The sequence below is a fragment of the Streptoverticillium olivoreticuli subsp. olivoreticuli genome, from assembly GCF_003391135.1.
Lineage (GTDB): Bacteria > Actinomycetota > Actinomycetes > Streptomycetales > Streptomycetaceae > Streptomyces > Streptomyces blastmyceticus.
Genome location: NZ_CP031455.1, coordinates 4322816 through 4341519, shown reverse-complemented (window position 1 = coordinate 4341519; position 18704 = coordinate 4322816). Strand labels below are relative to the sequence as shown.

Annotated in this window: 16 protein-coding genes, 1 tRNA gene and 1 riboswitch; of the genes, 11 read left to right on the top strand and 6 right to left on the bottom strand. The window is 70.9% G+C overall.

All coding sequences use genetic code 11. The annotated features are described in order from the left end of the window. The first annotated feature begins 75 nt into the window (after positions 1 to 75). The 8 genes from DXZ73_RS18900 to DXZ73_RS18865 all read left to right on the top strand — a co-directional run bounded on the left by DXZ73_RS18900 (position 76) and on the right by DXZ73_RS18865 (position 9242). Positions 76 to 1071: a transglycosylase family protein gene (locus tag DXZ73_RS18900; protein WP_338059127.1), complete on the top strand. Its 996-nt coding sequence runs from the start codon at positions 76 to 78 to the stop codon at positions 1069 to 1071. A 260-nt stretch (positions 1072 to 1331) separates the two neighbouring features. After that, a riboswitch (cyclic di-AMP (ydaO/yuaA leader) is annotated at positions 1332 to 1498 on the top strand. A 3-nt stretch (positions 1499 to 1501) separates the two neighbouring features. Further along, positions 1502 to 2251: a transglycosylase family protein gene (locus DXZ73_RS18895; RefSeq protein WP_116212155.1), complete on the top strand. Its 750-nt coding sequence runs from the start codon at positions 1502 to 1504 to the stop codon at positions 2249 to 2251. A gap of 255 nt (positions 2252 to 2506) precedes the next feature. Then, entirely contained in the window at positions 2507 to 3787 is a 1281-nt protein-coding gene (eno, locus tag DXZ73_RS18890; RefSeq protein WP_116212154.1) for a phosphopyruvate hydratase, read from the top strand. A gap of 145 nt (positions 3788 to 3932) precedes the next feature. Beyond that, positions 3933 to 4406: an FtsB family cell division protein gene (locus tag DXZ73_RS18885; RefSeq protein WP_116212153.1), complete on the top strand. Its 474-nt coding sequence runs from the start codon at positions 3933 to 3935 to the stop codon at positions 4404 to 4406. A 46-nt stretch (positions 4407 to 4452) separates the two neighbouring features. Beyond that, on the top strand, positions 4453 to 4983 hold the full coding sequence (locus DXZ73_RS18880) for a DUF501 domain-containing protein (protein WP_116212152.1): 531 nt from the start codon (positions 4453 to 4455) through the stop codon (positions 4981 to 4983). Beyond that, a complete protein-coding gene (locus tag DXZ73_RS18875; RefSeq protein WP_116212151.1) occupies positions 4980 to 5933 on the top strand; it encodes a Ppx/GppA phosphatase family protein in 954 nt (317 codons plus the stop codon). Before DXZ73_RS18880 ends, DXZ73_RS18875 begins: the two co-directional genes overlap by 4 nt. 410 nt (positions 5934 to 6343) lie before the next feature. Continuing rightward, positions 6344 to 7732, top strand: a complete 1389-nt coding sequence (locus DXZ73_RS18870) for an NAD(P)/FAD-dependent oxidoreductase (protein ID WP_116212150.1) — start codon at positions 6344 to 6346, stop codon at positions 7730 to 7732. A 196-nt stretch (positions 7733 to 7928) separates the two neighbouring features. Continuing rightward, entirely contained in the window at positions 7929 to 9242 is a 1314-nt protein-coding gene (locus DXZ73_RS18865) for an SAM-dependent methyltransferase (protein ID WP_116215703.1), read from the top strand. A 65-nt stretch (positions 9243 to 9307) separates the two neighbouring features. Here the strand turns inward: DXZ73_RS18865 and DXZ73_RS18860 are convergent, their stop codons facing one another. Beyond that, positions 9308 to 11827, bottom strand: a complete 2520-nt coding sequence (locus DXZ73_RS18860) for an ABC transporter permease (RefSeq protein ID WP_116212149.1) — start codon at positions 11825 to 11827, stop codon at positions 9308 to 9310. A gap of 56 nt (positions 11828 to 11883) precedes the next feature. Next, complete coding sequence (locus tag DXZ73_RS18855; protein ID WP_116212148.1) at positions 11884 to 12672, bottom strand: ABC transporter ATP-binding protein; 789 nt, start codon at positions 12670 to 12672, stop codon at positions 11884 to 11886. Between the two features lie 410 nt (positions 12673 to 13082). Between DXZ73_RS18855 and DXZ73_RS18850 the strand changes: the two genes are divergently transcribed. Further along, positions 13083 to 13165 (top strand) — tRNA-Leu (locus tag DXZ73_RS18850). Positions 13166 to 13332: 167 nt separating this feature from the next. Beyond that, positions 13333 to 14178 (top strand): Bax inhibitor-1/YccA family protein, encoded by an 846-nt coding sequence (locus DXZ73_RS18845; protein WP_116212147.1) that lies wholly within the window; start codon positions 13333 to 13335, stop codon positions 14176 to 14178. A 135-nt stretch (positions 14179 to 14313) separates the two neighbouring features. Here the strand turns inward: DXZ73_RS18845 and DXZ73_RS18840 are convergent, their stop codons facing one another. Further along, positions 14314 to 14544 carry a DUF4287 domain-containing protein gene (locus DXZ73_RS18840; RefSeq protein WP_116212146.1) on the bottom strand — a complete coding sequence of 77 codons (231 nt, stop codon included), beginning with the start codon at positions 14542 to 14544 and terminating at the stop codon, positions 14314 to 14316. A 98-nt stretch (positions 14545 to 14642) separates the two neighbouring features. Between DXZ73_RS18840 and DXZ73_RS18835 the strand changes: the two genes are divergently transcribed. Further along, entirely contained in the window at positions 14643 to 14981 is a 339-nt protein-coding gene (locus DXZ73_RS18835) for a hypothetical protein (protein WP_162890252.1), read from the top strand. Between the two features lie 13 nt (positions 14982 to 14994). Here DXZ73_RS18835 and DXZ73_RS18830 read toward each other — a convergent pair whose 3' ends face one another. From DXZ73_RS18830 to DXZ73_RS18820, 3 genes are all read right to left on the bottom strand, one after another. Next, positions 14995 to 15822: a hypothetical protein gene (locus tag DXZ73_RS18830; RefSeq protein WP_116212144.1), complete on the bottom strand. Its 828-nt coding sequence runs from the start codon at positions 15820 to 15822 to the stop codon at positions 14995 to 14997. Between the two features lie 227 nt (positions 15823 to 16049). Then, on the bottom strand, positions 16050 to 17270 hold the full coding sequence (locus tag DXZ73_RS18825) for an acetyl-CoA C-acetyltransferase (RefSeq protein WP_116212143.1): 1221 nt from the start codon (positions 17268 to 17270) through the stop codon (positions 16050 to 16052). Between the two features lie 219 nt (positions 17271 to 17489). Next, the gene (locus DXZ73_RS18820; RefSeq protein WP_116212142.1) at positions 17490 to 18515 is read right to left on the bottom strand and encodes an SGNH/GDSL hydrolase family protein; all 1026 of its coding nucleotides are present in this window, start codon (positions 18513 to 18515) and stop codon (positions 17490 to 17492) included. Positions 18516 to 18704 lie beyond the last annotated feature (189 nt).

Sequence of the window (18704 nt, the reverse complement as noted above, 5' to 3'; positions counted from 1 at the left end):
CGCCGCCACACGAGAGGCCATCGCATGCGCTCCGGGAACGGTCGACATCGTCGCCCCCGTCAGGTACCCGCCGTCGTGGTCGCAGCGGGGGTGACGGGGTCGGCCCTCGCCATGCCGCTGCTCGCGGCCACCGGCGCCAACGCCGCCGACGCCCCCACGTGGGACCGCGTCGCCCAGTGCGAGAGCGGCGGCACGTGGAGCACCAACTCCGGCAACGGCGCGTACGGCGGTCTGCAGATGACCCAGGAGCTCTGGGAGCAGTACGGCGGCCGGACGTACGCCCCGCGCCCCGACCTCGCCAGCCGGCAGCAGCAGATCGCCGTCGCCGACAAGGTCCTGAACGCGAACGGCACGGGAGCCTGGCAGGCCTGCGGTACCTCCGCGGGTCTCGCCAAGGACGGCAAGGCGCCGGACGTGAACCCCGGCAGTGCCAAGGAACCCTCGTACGACGCTCCCGCGCCGCGCGCGCCGGAGCACGCGCCTTCCGCGCCCACGACGGGCGGCTCCGCGCCGTCGGGCTCCACCGCCTCCCCGGCTGCCCCGGCCTCGCCGTCCGCAAACCCGGACGCGAAGCCTTCTCCCGGGACGCCCTCGCCCGCCATGAGCGGCAAGCCGGACGGCGGCAAGCACCGCAAGGACCCGGGCGGCCCGACGACCGGTCCCTCGACCGGCCCGACGGGCGACCCCACCGAAATCCCCACGCCGGGAACGCCGTCCACGCAGCCGCCGGCCAACCCGCCTTCCGGTACGGGTCCCGCGGACCCCGCAAAGCCGGATTCGCCGTCCGCCGAAGCCCCGGAGTCCGGTTCCGGCGCGGGCTCGGGCAAGCACCGCGCCGAGCCGTCGCGTTCGGACGACGGGGGCCGCGCCTCGCGGGGCGGCGGTGATTCCCGCGCCGCGAAGCCCGGCGCCGGCGACTACACCGTGCGGCCGGGTGACAATCTGTCAGTCATCGCGGAGGCCCACTCCGTTAATGGCGGATGGCATTCCCTGTACCAGCGCAACGAGAAAGTTGTCGGTTCCGATCCCGATCTGATCCTTCCTGGTCAGCGGCTTGAGGTCGGCAAATAGACCGGCAGTTCGGGGGGAATGTCCGTTCCAGTCGAAAGTGAGACATGGGTCTCGTTGAACTCTCGCGGAACGGACCCCTCCAAAACTTGACGGACCCGCTTTCACCTGCGGAAATGTCAGGTTTCTCTGGGTAACAAGAGGCAACTGTGGCTGGAAAGAGGGGTTTGAACCCGTCGGCCCAAAGTGCTTACCGTCATGACCGCTCGCCACCGCGAGCACCACGGTCGCCACGCCGAATCCTGCCGGCGACCGGCGGAGTCGTCGCGAAAGCGCCGTAGGCAGGAGCGGGGGAACCAAGGTAGGCGCCGGAACGGCCCGCGAGGACCGGGACGGCTAGGGGTGAAGCCGAGTGTGCTCGCACACGAGGCCGGGCGAACTCACAGCCCGAACCCGACAGCTCACCTCGTAGGCGTCGGTGAGGAAACGACTCATGTCCAAGGGCAAGCACCGTCGTCCGTCCAAGGCCGTCCGCATCGTCACGCTCGCCGGTGTCACCGGCGCCGCGGTCGCGGCCCCGCTGATGATCGCGACCTCCGCGAACGCCGCCTCCGTCCAGACCTGGGACAAGGTCGCCCAGTGCGAGTCCGGCGGCAACTGGTCCATCAACACCGGCAACGGCTACTACGGCGGCCTGCAGTTCTCGCAGTCCTCCTGGAACGCCGCCGGCGGCCAGTCCTACGCCGACCGGGCCGACCACGCCTCCAAGTCCCAGCAGATCGCCGTCGCCGAGAAGCTGCTCGCCATGCAGGGCCCCGGTGCCTGGGGCTGTGCCGGCGCGGGCAACCTGACCTCCGGTGGCGCGAAGGCCGACGTCGACACCTCCGACGACTCGTCCTCCGCCTCCCGTGGCACCTCCACGAAGTCGCACGCCGACCGCAGCGAGCGCCAGACCGCGCCGAAGAAGACCACCCCGAAGCACGCCGCTCCGCAGGCGCAGACCGCCGACGAGGACGAGTCGGAGGCCGCCCCGGCCCCGAAGCAGACCGCGCCGAAGCACGCTGCCCCGAAGCCCGTGAAGCAGGGTGACGGCGAGTACGAGGTCAAGGCCGGCGACACCCTCTCCAAGATCGCAGACGCCAAGAAGGTCAAGGGCGGCTGGGAGAAGCTCTACGACCTGAACAAGAGCATCGTGGACAACGCGGACCTGATCTACGAGGGCCAGCACCTGCACCTCAGCTGATCCCCGCCCACAGCGGCACCGCCCCGCTCCGACGCGTACCCCGAGCGCGCCGGAGCGGGGCTTCGCCGTTCCCGGGGCCCCCGGGGAGCGCGAGCCGCGGGCTTCATCGCTCAGCGAACATTGCCGCTGTTCGCCCCGCGATCTGCACGTTTATGCCATTTTTCGCCCCACGCGGTGTCCCGACGGCAGGGCAACCCCCCGCCGCCCGTTAGGCTCGTGCTCGCAGAACTCCAGACACACACGAAGGAGACCCTCGTGCCGTCCATCGACGTCGTCGTAGCTCGCGAGATCCTCGACTCGCGAGGCAACCCCACGGTCGAGGTCGAGGTCGGCCTCGACGACGGCTCCACGGGCCGTGCCGCCGTGCCGTCCGGTGCCTCGACCGGTGCCTTCGAGGCCATCGAGCTCCGTGACGGTGACAAGAACCGTTACCTCGGCAAGGGCGTCGAGAAGGCCGTCCTGGCCGTCATCGAGCAGATCGGCCCGGAGCTCGTCGGCTACGACGCCACCGAGCAGCGCCTGATCGACCAGGCCATGTTCGACCTGGACGCCACCGACAACAAGGGCTCGCTCGGCGCCAACGCCATCCTCGGCGTCTCCCTCGCCGTCGCGCACGCCGCGTCCGAGGCCTCCGACCTGCCGCTGTTCCGCTACCTGGGCGGCCCGAACGCGCACCTGCTGCCCGTTCCGATGATGAACATCCTCAACGGTGGGTCGCACGCCGACTCCAACGTGGACATCCAGGAGTTCATGATCGCCCCGATCGGCGCGGAGTCCTTCTCCGAGGCCCTGCGCTGGGGCGCCGAGGTCTACCACACCCTCAAGTCCGTCCTGAAGGCCAAGGGCCTGTCCACCGGCCTCGGCGACGAGGGCGGCTTCGCCCCGAACCTGGGCTCCAACCGCGAGGCCCTCGACCTCATCCTCGAGGCCATCAAGCAGGCCGGCTACACCCCCGGCCAGGACATCGCGCTCGCCCTGGACGTCGCCGCCTCCGAGTTCTACAAGGACGGCTCGTACAACTTCGAGGGCAAGTCCCGCTCGGCCTCCGAGATGACGGACTATTACGCCGAGCTCGTCGCCGCGTACCCGCTGGTCTCCATCGAGGACCCGCTGTTCGAGGACGACTGGGACGGCTGGAAGACCCTCACCGAGCGCCTCGGCGACAAGGTGCAGATCGTCGGCGACGACCTGTTCGTCACCAACCCCGAGCGCCTCGGCCGCGGCATCGAGGAGGGCGCCGCCAACGCCCTGCTGGTCAAGGTCAACCAGATCGGCTCGCTGACCGAGACCCTCGACGCCGTCGAGCTGGCCCAGCGCAACGGCTTCAAGTGCATGATGTCGCACCGCTCCGGCGAGACCGAGGACGTCACCATCGCCGACCTCGCCGTCGCCACCAACTGCGGCCAGATCAAGACCGGCGCCCCGGCCCGCTCCGAGCGCGTCGCGAAGTACAACCAGCTGCTGCGCATCGAGGAGATCCTCGACGACGCCGCGGTGTACGCCGGCCGCAGCGCGTTCCCGCGCTTCAAGGGCTGAGCACCCCGCCTCACGGGCTGACCCCCGCGGGGAAGAAAACCTCCCGGCGACAAACGGCAGCCTCACTACGTCCCCGGCCACGGTCCCGTACCGTGGCCGGGGACGTACGTTCGTAGCGGCTGTCGGGTGACCACGGGGAGGCGAAGTGGCGGGCGACCGGTTCTCGACCGCGGCCAGGCTCAAGGCGCTGGTGCGGGGCCCGCGGGCCCGGGTCTATCGCGCGAGGACCCGCCGCCGCGGCAGGCTCACCGGGCGCGCGGCGCTGCTCGCGCTCGTCGTCTGCTCCCTGGTCGTCGCCCTCGCCTACCCCATGCGCCAATGGGTCACCCAGCGCTCGGACATCGCCGACCAGCGGCACCGCACCGAGCAGGCCCGCAAGCAGGTGCAGCGGCTGCTGGACGAGAAGGCGCGCCTGGAGGACCCGGCGTACGTCGAGCAGCAGGCCCGCGAGCACCTGCACTATCTGCGCCCCGGCGAGACCGGCTACAGCGTGGTCGACGGCAGCGGCGCCGCCCGGCGGCCCAAGGACCAGGGCGCCGCCGACCGGCCCTGGTACAGCAACCTCTGGGACGGCGTGGACCAGGCGGACGCCTCGGGCGCCTCCGGGCCCGGCCGCTGACCGCACCGCACCCCCACTTCCACCGAGATCGAGTACGAGCGAGCACATGGACACCCCTCCTCCGAAGACCGAGCCCACCGAGCCCACCGACGCGGACATCGCGGCGTTCAAGGAGCAGCTGGGCCGCCCGCCGCGGGGCCTGCGCGCCATCGCCCACCGCTGCCCCTGCGGCAACCCGGACGTCGTCGAGACCCAGCCTCGGCTGGAGGACGGCACGCCCTTCCCGACGCTCTACTACCTGACCTGCCCGCGGGCCGCGTCCGCGATCGGCACGCTGGAGGCGGACGGCGTCATGAAGGAGATGACGGAGCGCCTGAAGACCGATCCGGAGCTCGCCGCCGCGTACGAGAAGGCGCACGAGGACTACATCACCCGCCGTGACGCGATCGAGGTCCTGGAGGGCTTCCCCAGCGCCGGTGGCATGCCGGACCGGGTCAAGTGCCTGCACGTGCTCGTGGGCCACTCGCTGGCCGCGGGCCCGGGCGTCAACCCGCTGGGCGACGAGGCGATCGCCATGCTGCCCGAGTGGTGGGCCAAGGGTCCGTGCGTGAACCCGTGCGGAGGCGAGGAGAAGTGACCCGCGTAGCCGCCGTCGACTGCGGCACGAACTCGATCCGTCTGCTCGTCGCCGATCTCGACCCGGCGACCGGTGACTTCACCGAGCTGGACCGGCGGATGCGGATCGTCCGGCTCGGCCAGGGCGTGGACCGCACGGGCCGGCTGGCGGACGAGGCGCTGGAGCGCACGTTCGCCGCGTGCCGGGAGTACGCGGAGGTGATCCGCGACCTGAAGGCCGAGCGGACCCGCTTCGTGGCGACCTCCGCGTCCCGTGACGCCGAGAACCGCGAGGAGTTCGTGCGCGGGGTCGTGGAGATCCTGGGCGTGGCGCCCGAGGTGATCACCGGCGACCAGGAGGCGGAGTTCTCCTTCACCGGCGCGACCAAGGAGCTCACCGGCCGCGACGACATGGCCAGGCCGTATCTGGTCGTGGACATCGGCGGCGGCTCCACGGAGTTCGTCGTCGGCGGTGACCACGTGCTGGCCGCGCGCAGCGTGGACGTCGGCTGCGTCCGCATGACCGAGCGTCATCTCGCGGTGGACGGCGTGGTCGCCGACCCCCCGGCGGCCGGCGGGCTCGCCGGGATGCGGGCCGACATCGAGGCGGCGCTGGACCTGGCGCAGGAGACCGTGCCGATCGGCTCGGCGCACACCCTCGTCGGCCTGGCCGGCTCGGTCACCACGGTCGCGGCGATCGCGCTGGGGCTGCCGGAGTACGACTCCGCGGCGATCCACCACGCACGGATCTCGCTGGCCCAGGTCCGGGAGATCACCGGGATGCTGCTGGAGTCGACGCACGAGCAGCGCGCGGCGATCCCGGCGATACACCCGGGCCGGGTCGACGTGATCGCGGCGGGCGCGCTGGTGCTGCAGTCGGTGATGGAGCGGACGGGCGCCCAGGAGGTCGTGGTGAGCGAGCACGACATCTTGGACGGCATCGCCTGGAGCATCGCCCGAGAGGGCCGCTGACGGGCCCCGCAGGGGCTCCTGAGGGCCCCTGCGGGGGCCTTCGGAGGCCCTTCCCGGGCCCTCGCCGAAGAAAGTTCGTGAAATCCTTCACATGAAAAATCGGCGCGTTCGGCAAGCGGAAGCGCCGAAGTGCCCCGTTTGGGTCGTTCCAAACCTTCGGCGGTCGGAAAGCGTCTGGTATCGGCTGAGTTAAAGAGACGTTTATGCGAGCTGTCGTACGGCAGTGGTCTACCCGGCGGCGGTGCCGCAAGCCCAGTTCAGCAGGGGTGACCAACGCATGCGCCGACGCGGTGGTTCCCTTTCGGGGGTATGGCATCGGTCACGGCGGCGGCGGAGTGTAGCAGACCCCTCCCGACTCCTTGTGAAGGGGCTCACGAGCACCCCCGTCCGGAGTGCTGGATACTCGAAACATGAGCACCACGGAGCGTCCACGGATCCTCGTAGTAGGCGGTGGGTACGTCGGCCTGTACGCGGCGCGCCGCATCCTTAAGAAGATGCGGTACGGCGAGGCGACCGTCACGGTCGTCGACCCGCGCTCGTACATGACGTACCAGCCCTTCCTGCCCGAAGCAGCTGCCGGCAGTATCTCCCCCCGCCACGTCGTGGTGCCGCTGCGACGCGTGCTCCCCAAGGCGGAGGTCCTCACCGGCCGCGTCACGACCATCGACCAGGACCGCAAGGTAGCCACGATCGCGCCGCTCGTCGGCGAGGCCTACGAGCTGCCCTTCGACTACCTGGTCGTCGCGCTCGGCGCCGTCTCCCGCACCTTCCCGATCCCCGGCCTGGCCGAGAACGGCATCGGCATGAAGGGCATCGAGGAGGCCATCGGCCTGCGCAACCACGTCCTCGAGCAGCTCGACAAGGCCGACTCGACCACCGACGAGGAGATCCGCCGCAAGGCGCTCACCTTCGTCTTCATCGGCGGCGGCTTCGCCGGCGCGGAGACGGTCGGCGAGGTCGAGGACATGGCCCGCGACGCCGCGAAGTACTACCCGAACGTCAAGCGCGAGGACATGCGCTTCGTTCTGGTCGACGCCGCCGACAAGATCCTTCCCGAGGTCGGGCCGAAGCTCGGCGCGTACGGCAAGGAGCACCTGGAGAGCCGTGGGGTCGAGATCCACCTCTCCACCTCGATGGACTCCTGCATCGACGGCCACGTCGTGCTGAAGAACGGCCTCGAGGTCGACTCCAACACGATCGTGTGGACCGCGGGCGTCAAGCCCAACCCGGCGCTGGCCCGCTTCGGCCTGCCGCTCGGTCCGCGCGGCCACGTCGACACCTCCGAGACCCTCCAGGTCCAGGGCACCGACTACATCTGGGCCGCGGGCGACAACGCCCAGGTCCCGGACATGATCGGCCGCAAGGCGGGCAACGAGAACGCCTGGTGCCCGCCGAACGCCCAGCACGCGCTGCGCCAGGCCAAGGTTCTCGGCGACAACGTGGTCTCGGGCATGCGGGGCTTCCCGCAGAAGACGTACGAGCACGCCAACAAGGGTGCGGTGGCGGGCCTCGGCCTCCACAAGGGCGTCGCGATGATCGTCATGGGCAAGATGAAGATCAAGCTCAAGGGCCGTCTCGCCTGGTACATGCACCGCGGCTACCACGGCATGGCCATGCCGACCTGGAACCGCAAGATCCGCGTCTTCGCGGACTGGACCCTGGGCATGTTCCTCAAGCGCGAGGTCGTCTCGCTCGGCGCCATGGAGAACCCCCGCGAGGAGTTCTACGAGGCCGCCAAGCCCGCCCCGCAGATGAAGAAGGACGCCCCCGCCGACAGCACGAAGGCGAAGGCTTCCTGACCTCGGGTCACCGCCGCGGCGTCCCCGCGGTCAACTTGCCGGAAGGCGTCCACCAATCCGTGGGGTGGGCGCCTTCCGGCGTATCCGGTCACGCACCGCCGATCTAATCTGACGGAACGGGACTACCGGACCCGCTCTTGGTGTTTAGGTGTCAGTTGAACGTTTCTCCTGACCTTGCATCATGGAGGTGTGCGACATGGCCGACGCCGCTCGACGGCTCACCACGCTCGTGGAAGACGTGCTGGGAACTCCGCTCCCGGTCCGGATCCGCGCCTGGGACCGCAGCGAGTACGGCCCTCCGGGTACCCCCACCCTCGTCATCCGCCACCGCCGCGCCCTGCGCCGACTGCTCTGGAAGCCCGGTGAGCTGGGCCTCGCCCGCGCCTGGGTCGCGGGCGACATCGACGTCGAGGGCGATCTCTACCGAGCGCTCGAACTGCTCGCCGGCACCCTCTGGGAGCGCGGCGAGGACACCGACCGGCGCAGTGGCCTCGCCGCCCTGCTGACCGCCGCGCGCGACCCGCGCCTGCGGGCCGCGGCCGCCGAACTGGCCAGGCTGGGCGGCCCCGGCCTCCCGCCGCGCCCCCCGCGCGAGGAGGCCCGCAGGACCGGCGGCCGCCTGCACACCCCGCGCCGCGACAAAGAGGCCATCAGCCACCACTACGACGTCGGCAACGCCTTCTACGAGAAGGTCCTCGGCCCCTCCATGGTCTACTCCTGCGCCTACTGGGAGAGCCCCGACAGCACTCTCGAGGACGCCCAGCGGGCCAAGCTCGACCTGGTCTGCCGCAAGCTGGACCTCCGGCCCGGACAGCGGCTGCTGGACGTGGGCTGCGGCTGGGGCTCCATGGTGCTGCACGCGGCCCGGGAGTACGGCGTCGGCGCGGTCGGCATCACCCTCTCCGAGGAGCAGGCCGCGTACGCCCGAAAGCGCGTCGCCGAGGCCGGTCTGACGGACCGTGTCGAGATCCGGGTGCAGGACTACCGCGAGATCTCCGACGGCCCCTTCGACGCCGTCTCCTCGATCGGCATGGCCGAGCACGTCGGCTCCGCGCGCTACGCGGAGTACGCCGCCGACCTCTTCGCCCTCCTCGTGCCGGGCGGCAGGCTGCTCAACCACCAGATCGCGCGGCGGCCGCTGATGGACGAAGAGGCGTACGAGACGGACGAGTTCATAGACCGCTACGTCTTCCCGGACGGCGAGCTGGCGCCGGTCGGCCGGACGGTGGCGCAGCTGGAGGAGGCCGGGTTCGAGGTCCGGGACGTGGAGGCGATCCGCGAGCACTACGCGCTGACGCTGCGTCAGTGGGTGGCGAACCTGGAGACCCACTGGGACGAGGCCGCGCGCCTGACGTCCCCCGGCCGGGCACGGGTCTGGCGTCTGTACATGGCGGCCTCCGCGCTGTCCTTCGAGCGCAACCGCATCGGCGTGAACCAGGTCCTGGCCGTCCGCACGCCGGAGTCCGGTGCGTCCGGTGTGCCGCTGCGGGCGCGGGACTGGCGCGGCTGAACGCAGAACGGGCTGGAATCAGCTGAGTTCAGCCGATTCCAGCCCGTCCGGGTGCTGGCGCGGAACTACTCCGCCTTGATCGCCGACAGCATGTTCAGCTTGGCGGCCCGGCGGGCGGGCCACAGGGCGGCCAGGACGCCCACGAGGGCGGCCAGCAGGAGGAAGACGAGCATCCGGGTCCAGGGGAGGACCAGCTCGAAGTCGGCCATGGACTTGCCTATCAGGCGGCCGCCGGCCCAGCCGAAGAAGACGCCGAGGCCGATGCCGAGCACACCGCCGAAGAGCGAGATGATCAGCGACTCCAGGCGGACCATCCGCTTGATGCCCTTGCGGTCCAGGCCGATGGCCCGCAGCATCCCGATCTCCTGGGAGCGCTCGAAGACCGACATCGCCAGGGTGTTGATGACCCCGAGCACCGCCACGATCACGGCCATGGCGAGCAGCCCGTAGAGGATGTTCAGCATCATGTTGATCGCCTTGGCGATCTCGTTGGAGATGTCCTGCTTGGTCTTGATCGCGATGGCGGGGTTGTCGCCGAGCGTCTTGGCGATCGAGTCCTTGGCGGAGGAGCTGACCCCGGCCTTGGTCTTGACCAGGACCTGCATGTCGACGATCTCGGACTGGTGCGGCGCCAGGGTCGTGTTGTCGACCATGATGCCGCGGATCAGGTCGTTGCCCTTGTAGACACCGGAGACCGTCAGCCTGCCCTGCTTGCCGTCCTCGAAGGTGGTGGCGAAGGAGGAGCCGAGCTTCCAGCCGTGGTTCCGGGCGGTCTTGTCGTCGACGACGGCCTTGCCGCCGGAGAGCCCGGCGAAGGAGCCGGCCGTGAAGTCGACCTTCGTCAGGTCGGCGATGCTCTTGCCGTTGACACCGGTCAGCGACTGGCGGCCGCCGTCGATGCGGGCCTCGGACGTCCGCAGCGGGCTGACGGCGGCGACGTCGGGGCTGGCGCCGAGCTTCTTCTCCACGTCCGGGGAGAGCGGCGTCATGCTCGCCATGGAGACCGTGTAGTCGGCCTTGATGGCGCCGGAGGCCATCTTGTCGATGGCGACCTGGAGGCTGCCGGCGAGCACGGTCATGCCGGTGATCAGCGTCAGGCCGATCATCAGGGCGGAGGCGGTCGCGGCGGTGCGGCGCGGGTTGCGGACCGCGTTCTGCCGGGCGAGCTTGCCGGAGATCCCGAAGGGGCGCAGCAGCGGCCCCGCAGCGGCGATCAGCGGCCGGGACAGCAGCGGGGTCAGCACGAAGACGCCGATGAGCAGCAGACCCGCGCCGAGAGCCATGATCGACTGCGAGCCGGCGACGAGGACGAGCGCGGCGCCGAGGCCGCTGAAGGCCGCGCCGATGCTGTTGCGCACCACGAGGGAGCGCGGGGTGGCCACCGCGTGCACGCTGTTCATCGCGGCGACCGGCGGGATCTTCGCGGCGCGGCGGCCGGGCAGCCAGGCGGCGAGCATGGTGACCACGACGCCGACGGCCAGCGAGGCGACGACCGTGCCGGGGGAGACGACGAGCGGGCCGTCCGGCAGGCTCGCGCCCGCGGAGTTCAGGATCGAGCGCAGCCCCGCGCCGATGCCGATGCCCGCGACGAGACCGGTGACCGCGGCGACCACGCCGACGACGAACGCCTCGAGGAGGACGGAGCGGGTGACCTGGCCGCGGCTCGCGCCGACGGCGCGCATCAGCGCGAGCTCCTTGGTGCGCTGGGCGACCAGCATGGTGAAGGTGTTGGCGATGATGAAGATGCCCACGAAGAGGGCGATGCCCGCGAAGGTCAGCAGGGTGGTCTTCATCGTGTCCATGCCGGAGGCGATGAGCTTCGCCTGGTCCTCGGCCAGCGTCTTGCCGGTCTGGGACTCGGTGTCGCGCGGCAGGACCTTGTCGACCGCGGCCTTGAGGGCGGTCTGCGAGGTGCCCGCGGCGGCCTTGACGTCGATCTCGCCGAACTCGCCGGCCTTGGCGTAGTACTTCTGCGCCGTGGCGGTGTCGAAGAGGGCGAGGCTGCCACCCGCGGCGACGTTGCCGTCGTCGGTGGTGAAGATGCCGGTGACCTTCTGCTCGAGGACCGGGCCGTCGACGGACATCCGTACGGTGTCGCCGACCTTGTACCCCGCGCGGTCCGCGGTCTTCGCGTCGAGGGCGACCTCGTTCGCGGCCTGCGGGGCGCGGCCGGACTTCATCGGATAGCGGGGGTCCTTGCCGTCCGCACCCGGGTAGTAGTTGGCGCCGGAGGAGTTGAAGCCCTCGCCGACCAGCTTGCCGTCCTTGCCGGAGACGGCGGCGAAGCCGTTGACCGAGCCGGTGACCGCGGCGGCGCCGGGCACCTTGGCGATCTTGTCGAGGGTGGCCTGGGTGAGCTTGGGCGCGGCGCCCGGGTTGCCCTTGTCGCGGTCCTCCTTGTGCGGGGTGACGGCGACGTCGACGCCGGTGAAGCCCTTCTCGGAGCTCTTCTGGTAGGCGTCGGAGATCGTGTTGGTGAAGACCAGGGTGCCGGAGACGAAGGCCACGCCGAGCAGCACGGCGAGTACGGTCATCAGCAGCCTGGCCTTGTGCGCGAGCACATTGCGCAAGGCGGTACGGAACATGGGCGGTCAGTCCTGGGGGAGTGGGCTGGCGTGAGCTGGCGGTGCGGGCTGCGTGATCAGCTCGTACGGCCCTTGGCGTCGAAGCGCTTCATGCGGTCGAGGACGGCGTCGGCGGTGGGCCCGTGCAGCTCGTCGACGATGCGGCCGTCGGCGAGGAAGACGACGCGGTCGGCGTAGGAGGCGGCGACGGGGTCGTGGGTGACCATGACGACGGTCTGGCCCAGCTCGCGGACGGAGTTGCGCAGGAAGCCGAGGACCTCGGCGCCGGAGCGGGAGTCGAGGTTTCCGGTGGGCTCGTCGGCGAACATGATCTCGGGCTTGCCGGCCAGGGCGCGGGCCACGGCCACGCGCTGCTGCTGGCCGCCGGAGAGCTGGTTCGGCCGGTGCTTCAGGCGCCCGGAGAGGCCGACGGTGTCGACGACCATGTCCAGCCACTTCTGGTCGGGCCTGCGGCCGGCGATGTCCATGGGGAGCGTGATGTTCTCCAGGGCGGTCAGGGTCGGCAGCAGGTTGAACGCCTGGAAGATGAAGCCGATCTTGTCGCGCCGGAGGCGGGTGAGCTTCTTGTCGCCCAGGTTGGTCAGCTCGGTGTCACCGATGCGGGCGGATCCGCGGGAGACGGTGTCGAGGCCGGCCATGCAGTGCATCAGCGTGGACTTGCCGGAGCCGGAGGGGCCCATGATCGCGGTGAACTCGGCCTGCCGGAACTCCACGGAGACCGAGTCCAGCGCGACCACCTGGGTCTCGCCGTGTCCGTAGACCTTGGTGAGATCCGTGGCGTGGGCCGCCACCGCGGTCGGGCGGGCGGCGGTCTGGACGCCGAGGGGGGAGCTGGAGGGGTGCACGGTGGAGCGCTCCGATCGGGACGGGTGCGGGGGACTTACACCATCGTCCGTGGTGGAACGCTCCGGGGGATCAGCCCCAGCTACCGTTCCCGGGGCAGACCACGGAGGTATCCGGGAGGGGCCGCATCCTCCTTGGGTATGACGGGTACCCCGGCCCCGCGGGGTCGCGGGGGCGTCGAGATTGCGACAATTCCGGTCGGCGCCGGGGGCGGGGCACGGAGCAGGGGGTATCGGCCCGTGGCATGTGCCTTTGACGCGGTCCTTGCGCTGATGCACCCTCAGTTGCCAATAAAATAAGACAACCTCGGGTCCTCGTTCCGCTGTTTGGGGGGCGCTCCCGGGCTAGGCTCATCCTGCTCTCCTTGTAAGAGAGGCTCGCGCGCCTTCCCGCTCGCACGCCCGAGAGCCCTGCCCGGATGGTGGAATGCAGACACGGCGAGCTTAAACCTCGCTGGCCCTTCGGGCCGTGCCGGTTCAAGTCCGGCTCCGGGCACTCTTCTGCTTCATGGCGCCCACTCTCCGTAGGGAACCGACTGCCCCCGGTTCTCGTTCTCCTCCAGAGGCAGGGGAGAAAAGATCGTCCCCCGGTACGAGCCCGTTCCTTTGCCCAGCCATTACCCTGGTTCGCAAGGCCGCGCACGGTGGCCATGGAGGAGTGAGATGAGGAGCAGCAACCCGGTCTTCTCGCGAGGGTGGCGCGACAACAACGGCTACGCGGGCTTCACACCCGGGCCGCAGGCCGGGACCGCGGCCCAGGGCAACCCGTACGCGAGCGACCCCTACGCGCAGCCCACCAACCCGTACGCACAGGGCGGGCCGGACCTCCGGCAGGGCGCCCCCGCCCAGCCGGGCCGGATGACGATGGACGACGTCGTCATGCGTACGGCGATGACGCTGGGCCTGGTCGTCGTCGGTGCCGCCTTCGGCTGGGTCACCGACCTGCCCCCGATGCTCGGCTTCGGCGCCGCCATCGTCGCGGCGGTGCTCGCCATCGTCCAGACGTTCAAGGCGAAGCCCTCCCCGGCGCTGATCCTCGGCTACGCCCTCTTCGAGGGTGTCTTCCTCGGCGTCGTCAGCAAGGCGTACAACCACTACGCGGACGGCGCCCCCGTGCAGGCGGTGCTGGGCACGATGGCGGTCGCCGTCGGCACCCTCGTCGCCTACAAGACCGGTCTGATCCGGGTCAACAACCGCTTCTACCGCGTGGTGACGGCCGCCGCCATCGGCTTCTTCCTGCTGATGATGGTCAACCTGCTGTTCGCCGCCTTCGGCGGCGGTGACGGCCTCGGCCTGCGCAGCGGCGCGCTCGGCATCGGCGTCGGTGTCATCGGCGTGCTGCTCGGCGCGGCCTATCTGGCGATGGACTTCAAGGAGATCGAGGACGGCGTGCGGTACGGTGCCCCCCGCCACGCCTCCTGGAGCGCCGCCTTCGGCCTCACCATGTCGCTGGTGTGGATCTACCTGGAGATGCTGCGCCTGGTCTCCATCCTCAACGGCGACGACTGACCCCACGGGGCGGTCGGCGACGGCTGACGAAGGGCCCGGGAGCCACCTGACAGGTGGCTCCCGGGCCCTTCGCCGTGGGTGCCCCGTTGCGCGCCGTCGTGTCTGTGTCGGGGTGACCTTGAGTGTGTACGTCCGCTACCGCAGCTTGCGTGCCGCCCGCCGGAGGTCGTACTCGTGGACTATGGCCTTGGCGTGGCCATAAGCGAGGTCGTGCTCTCCGCGCAGCCAGCTGACCTTCTCCTCGAAGCGGAGGAGCGAGGGGCCCTCTTCGACCGTGCGCAGCCAGTCGGCGACTTCACGGCCGGTGCAGTGAGGGATTCGGGAGAGCAGATTCCGGTGGGTCTCGTCGGAGAAGACGTGGGACATCGGCGCCTCCGGACGCGTCGGATGATGGTCCTTCCTGTCACCGTGCCTGAGTGTTCAGACGTTGGCAACAGTCCGTCCACAGCGCATAGGCTCACGCTGTGGATGATGTGACGTCTCTTCTGGCCGCCGTGGACGGTTTCGCCGACCGGCTGCGTGCCCTGCCGCAGTCCCGCCTGAGCAGGGGAGCCGCCGCGGACGCGCTGGCACTCGCTCGCGAGTTGGCCGCGTGGACCCAGCGCATCGAGGAACCGGAGGTCACCGAACCGAGGGAAATGCCGGAAGCGGGCATGTTCGCGGTCGCCGACCAAGTGGCCGTGGCCGGTCACGATTTGGCCGAAGCGCTCACCGCGGGCGGCGGAAAGCCGCTGCCCGACGGGGTCGGGGCGGCCGAGGCGACCGCGCTGATCGAGGCCGCGGCGCAGCGCTGCGGGCTGTGACCGGGGCCGCCCGCTACAGCGAGGCGATGACCCGGTCGGCGAGTACGTAGATCCGCTCCGCCGCGCAGCCGAACGTCAGGGAGTACGCGCCGGACACACCGGAACCGCCCAGCAGCACCGGCGCGTCCCCGGCGCGCAGCGCGTCCGCGAGGCGCTCGGCGGTCTCGCGGTGGCCGGGGGTCATACAGATCGTGGTGCCGTCGGCGAAGACGTAGACATCGAGGGTGCCGAGCGGGCCGGGGCGCACGTCGGTGAGCGGTATACGGGCATCCGCGAGCTCGGTGAGCCGCTCGACGGTGCTCTCGTGGTCGCCCACGAGCGGCATGGGCGTGAAGTCGGGGTGCGAGGGGTGGCGGCGGCGCGCGGCGGCCAGCTCCGGGGACTCCGCGGCCTCGGACTCGGCCGCCGGGTCGAGCGGCTCCAGCCCGACGAAGTCGGCCTGCCGGGGCAGGTACGGGCCGCCGTACGGGCCCTCGGGGGACATCAGGTCGTCACCGAACCCGGGCAGCCCGCCCAGCAGTGACGGGGCGTCGGCGGCGGTGCTGAGGTCCCGGCTCTCCTGGGCGGCCCAGAACGCGCGGGCCTCGGCCAGCTCCCGCTCCCGCTCCTCGGCGAGGGCGTCGGCGACGGCCGCCCGTATCTCGGAGAGCTCCGCGGCGGGCGCGGTGCGCGCGGCGGGCACCGGGGCGGGGGCGCGCCGGTCGGCACCGGCGGCGGCCGCGAGGTCGGCACGCAGGGCGCTGATCTGCCGGCGGAGGCCGCGGGTGCTGTGCAGGGCGGCGGCTCCCGCGGCCGTCGCCGTGGCAGCGGCCAGCAGCAGGGCAAGGTTCATGGCGCTCACTGACGTACTCCCGGTTGCTATGGATCCCCCAGATTCCTACCTCAGGTTGACGGCCCGCGTCGTACGGGCACAGTGCAAAACGTCATGAAATGGACGGGACTTAGGGCCCGGACGTTGTTCCTTCAACATCCCTGACCTGGGGAAACGAATCGCCCTCACGACGTTGGTCACATCATGGGGGCGATTCGGTCACGTTCACATACGGAATGCCGTGTAACTGTTCGTGATCAGCTCAGCCGCTCGATGACCATCGCCATGCCCTGGCCGCCGCCCACGCACATCGTCTCCAGGCCGAACTGCTTGTCGTGCCACTGGAGCGAGTTGATGAGCGTGCCCGTGATGCGGGCGCCGGTCATGCCGAAGGGGTGGCCGACCGCGATCGCGCCGCCGTTGACGTTGACCTTGTCCAGGTCGGCGCCCAGCGCGCGGTAGGAGGGGATGACCTGCGCCGCGAACGCCTCGTTGATCTCGATCAGGTCGATGTCGCCGATGCCGAGCCCGGCCCGCCGCAGCGCCTGCTCGCTCGCCGCGACCGGGCCGAAGCCCATGATCTCGGGGGAGAGGGCGGAGACGCCGGTGGAGACGATCCGGGCGAGGGGGGTGAGGCCCAGCTCCCGCGCCTTGGTGTCGGACATGATCACCAGGGCGGCGGCGCCGTCGTTCAGCGGGCAGCAGTTGCCCGGCGTGATCAGGCCGTCGGGGCGGAAGGACGGCTTCAGACCCTGGACGCCCTCCATGGTCACGCCCGCGCGCGGGCCGTCGTCCTTGGATACGACCGTGCCGTCGGGGGTGGTGACCGGGGTGATCTCGCGCTCCCAGAAGCCCTTCTTGATGGCTTCCTCGGCGAGGTTCTGCGAGCGGACGCCGAACTCGTCCATCTCCTGGCGGGTGATCCCCTTCAGGCGGGCCAGGTTCTCCGCGGTCTGGCCCATCGCGATGTACGCGTCCGGCACCAGGCCGTCCTCGCGCGGGTCGTGCCACTCGTCCGCCCCCTGCTCGGCGCGGGCCACCGTACGGGCCTCGGCCTCGGCGAAGAAGGGGTTGTGGCTGCCCGGCATGCCGTCGGAGGAGCCGTTGACGCTCCGGGAGACCGTCTCGACGCCCGCCGAGATGAAGACGTCGCCCTCGCCGGCCTTGATGGCGTGCAGCGCCATCCGCGACGTCTGCAGCGACGAGGAGCAGTAGCGGGTGATCGTGCAGCCCGGCAGGTGGTCCATGCCCATCTGCACGGCCACGATCCGGCCCAGGTTGTGGCCCTGCTCGCCGCCGGGCAGGCCGCAGCCGAGCATCAGGTCGTCGATGTCGCGCGGGTCGAGCTCGGGGACCTTGGCGAGGGCGGCCCCGATGATCGTCGCGGTCAGGTCGTCGGCCCGCATGTCCTTCAGCGAGCCCTTGAAGGCGCGACCGATCGGGGAACGGGCGGTTGAGACGATCACGGCTTCGGGCATCACGGCTCCAGGGGCGTGAGAAGGCTGGACTCTCATGGAAGTTACCCGCGCGTAGGTCCGTGGTCACGGGGACATCACTGTGATGCGGACCTCTTTTCTAAGCGTACGCTCAGGCTGCGCGGGTTGAATCAGCCCGTCCGGCGTTTGAGGACGCGCCCGCAGGGCGCTCCCGCCGCAGGCGGCAACGGACCCGCACCCGGAGGTGGCAGCCCGCAAGGGCTAGCCGCGCGTCGCGCGGGACCAGACGTGGTGCGGGGTCGCCTCCGTGTGGGACGGCAGGCGACGCCGCTTGCGGTGCTTCAGGAGCGCCCAGCGCCCGCGCGCCGCCGTCACCTCCGTACCACCCTCCGCCGCCGCCTCGGCCGCCGCACGGGCCACCGGCAGGATGCCCTCGCGGCGCGCCGCGTCCGGCCGTTCCTCGTCCTCCGGCCACAGGCCGAGCGCCGCGCAGAGCGTGGGGAGTACGGCCATGGCCGCCGTCGCGTAGCCCTCGGCGGAGGGGTGGTAGTTGTCCGGACCGAACAGCTCCCGGGGGTTCTGTTCGAACTCAGGCCCCAGCAGGGCGCCCAGCGAGACCGTACGGCCCCCGGCCTCCAGCACCCCTATCGTCTGCGCCGCCGCCAGCTGCCTGCTCTGCCGCCGCGCCACCCACCGCAGCGGCTGGTAGACGGGCTCGATCGTGCCCAGGTCCGGGCAGGTGCCCACCACGACCTCGCAGCCGGCCTCGCGCAGCCTGCGGACGGCGTCGGACAGCAGGCGCACGGAACGGGCCGCGGGCATCCCGTGGGTGACGTCATTGGCGCCGATCATGATCACGCATACGTCGGGGGCGCGCTCGCCCTCCTCGACCAGCAGGGTCACCTGGCGGTCCAGGTCGTGGGACTGGGCGCCGGACAGCGCCACGTTGCGCAGCTGCACCGGCCGCTCGGCGACCGCCGCGAGCCCCGAGGCCAGCAGGGCCCCGGGCGTCTGGCGGGGCCGGTGCACGCCCTGGCCCGCGGCCGTGGAGTCGCCGAGGACGCCCAGCAGCAGCGGCTCGCGGCCGAGCCGGTGGACGAAGGCGGAGCCGTAGCGGCCGTCCGCGTGCGGCGGCGGCTCGTGCCGCCCGCCGACGATCCGCCGGGCCAGGCGTGCCTCCGTGAGCAGGATGCCGAACGCGGTGGCGCCCAGCAGCCCGATTCCGCCGCCGCCGTACGCGGCGGCCGCCGCGATCCGCCGTGCCGCTCGCGCCCTCGACATGGACATGGTGCGCTCACCTCCTGCTCTGGTTCTTTCCCCGCCCCGCCCCTTCCCATAACTGGGGGCTCCGCCCCCAGACCCCCGGGGGTGCGCAGATTCAGCCCGTCCGGCGATTGAGGACGCTCCCGCAGGGAGCTCCCGCCGCAGGCGGCAACAAACCCGCACTCGACGACCAAGATCCACCCCGTCCCCGCC

Coding starts and splice junctions, on each gene's coding strand:
- DXZ73_RS18895 (WP_116212155.1), top strand. CDS start 1,502: ATGTCCAAGGGCAAGCACCGTCGTCCGTCCAAGGCCGTCCGCATCGTC.
- DXZ73_RS18860 (WP_116212149.1), bottom strand. CDS start 11,827: ATGTTCCGTACCGCCTTGCGCAATGTGCTCGCGCACAAGGCCAGGCTG.
- DXZ73_RS18880 (WP_116212152.1), top strand. CDS start 4,453: ATGGACACCCCTCCTCCGAAGACCGAGCCCACCGAGCCCACCGACGCG.
- DXZ73_RS18840 (WP_116212146.1), bottom strand. CDS start 14,544: ATGTCCCACGTCTTCTCCGACGAGACCCACCGGAATCTGCTCTCCCGA.
- DXZ73_RS18865 (WP_116215703.1), top strand. CDS start 7,929: ATGGCCGACGCCGCTCGACGGCTCACCACGCTCGTGGAAGACGTGCTG.
- DXZ73_RS18820 (WP_116212142.1), bottom strand. CDS start 18,515: ATGTCCATGTCGAGGGCGCGAGCGGCACGGCGGATCGCGGCGGCCGCC.
- DXZ73_RS18825 (WP_116212143.1), bottom strand. CDS start 17,270: ATGCCCGAAGCCGTGATCGTCTCAACCGCCCGTTCCCCGATCGGTCGC.
- DXZ73_RS18845 (WP_116212147.1), top strand. CDS start 13,333: ATGAGGAGCAGCAACCCGGTCTTCTCGCGAGGGTGGCGCGACAACAAC.
- DXZ73_RS18870 (WP_116212150.1), top strand. CDS start 6,344: ATGAGCACCACGGAGCGTCCACGGATCCTCGTAGTAGGCGGTGGGTAC.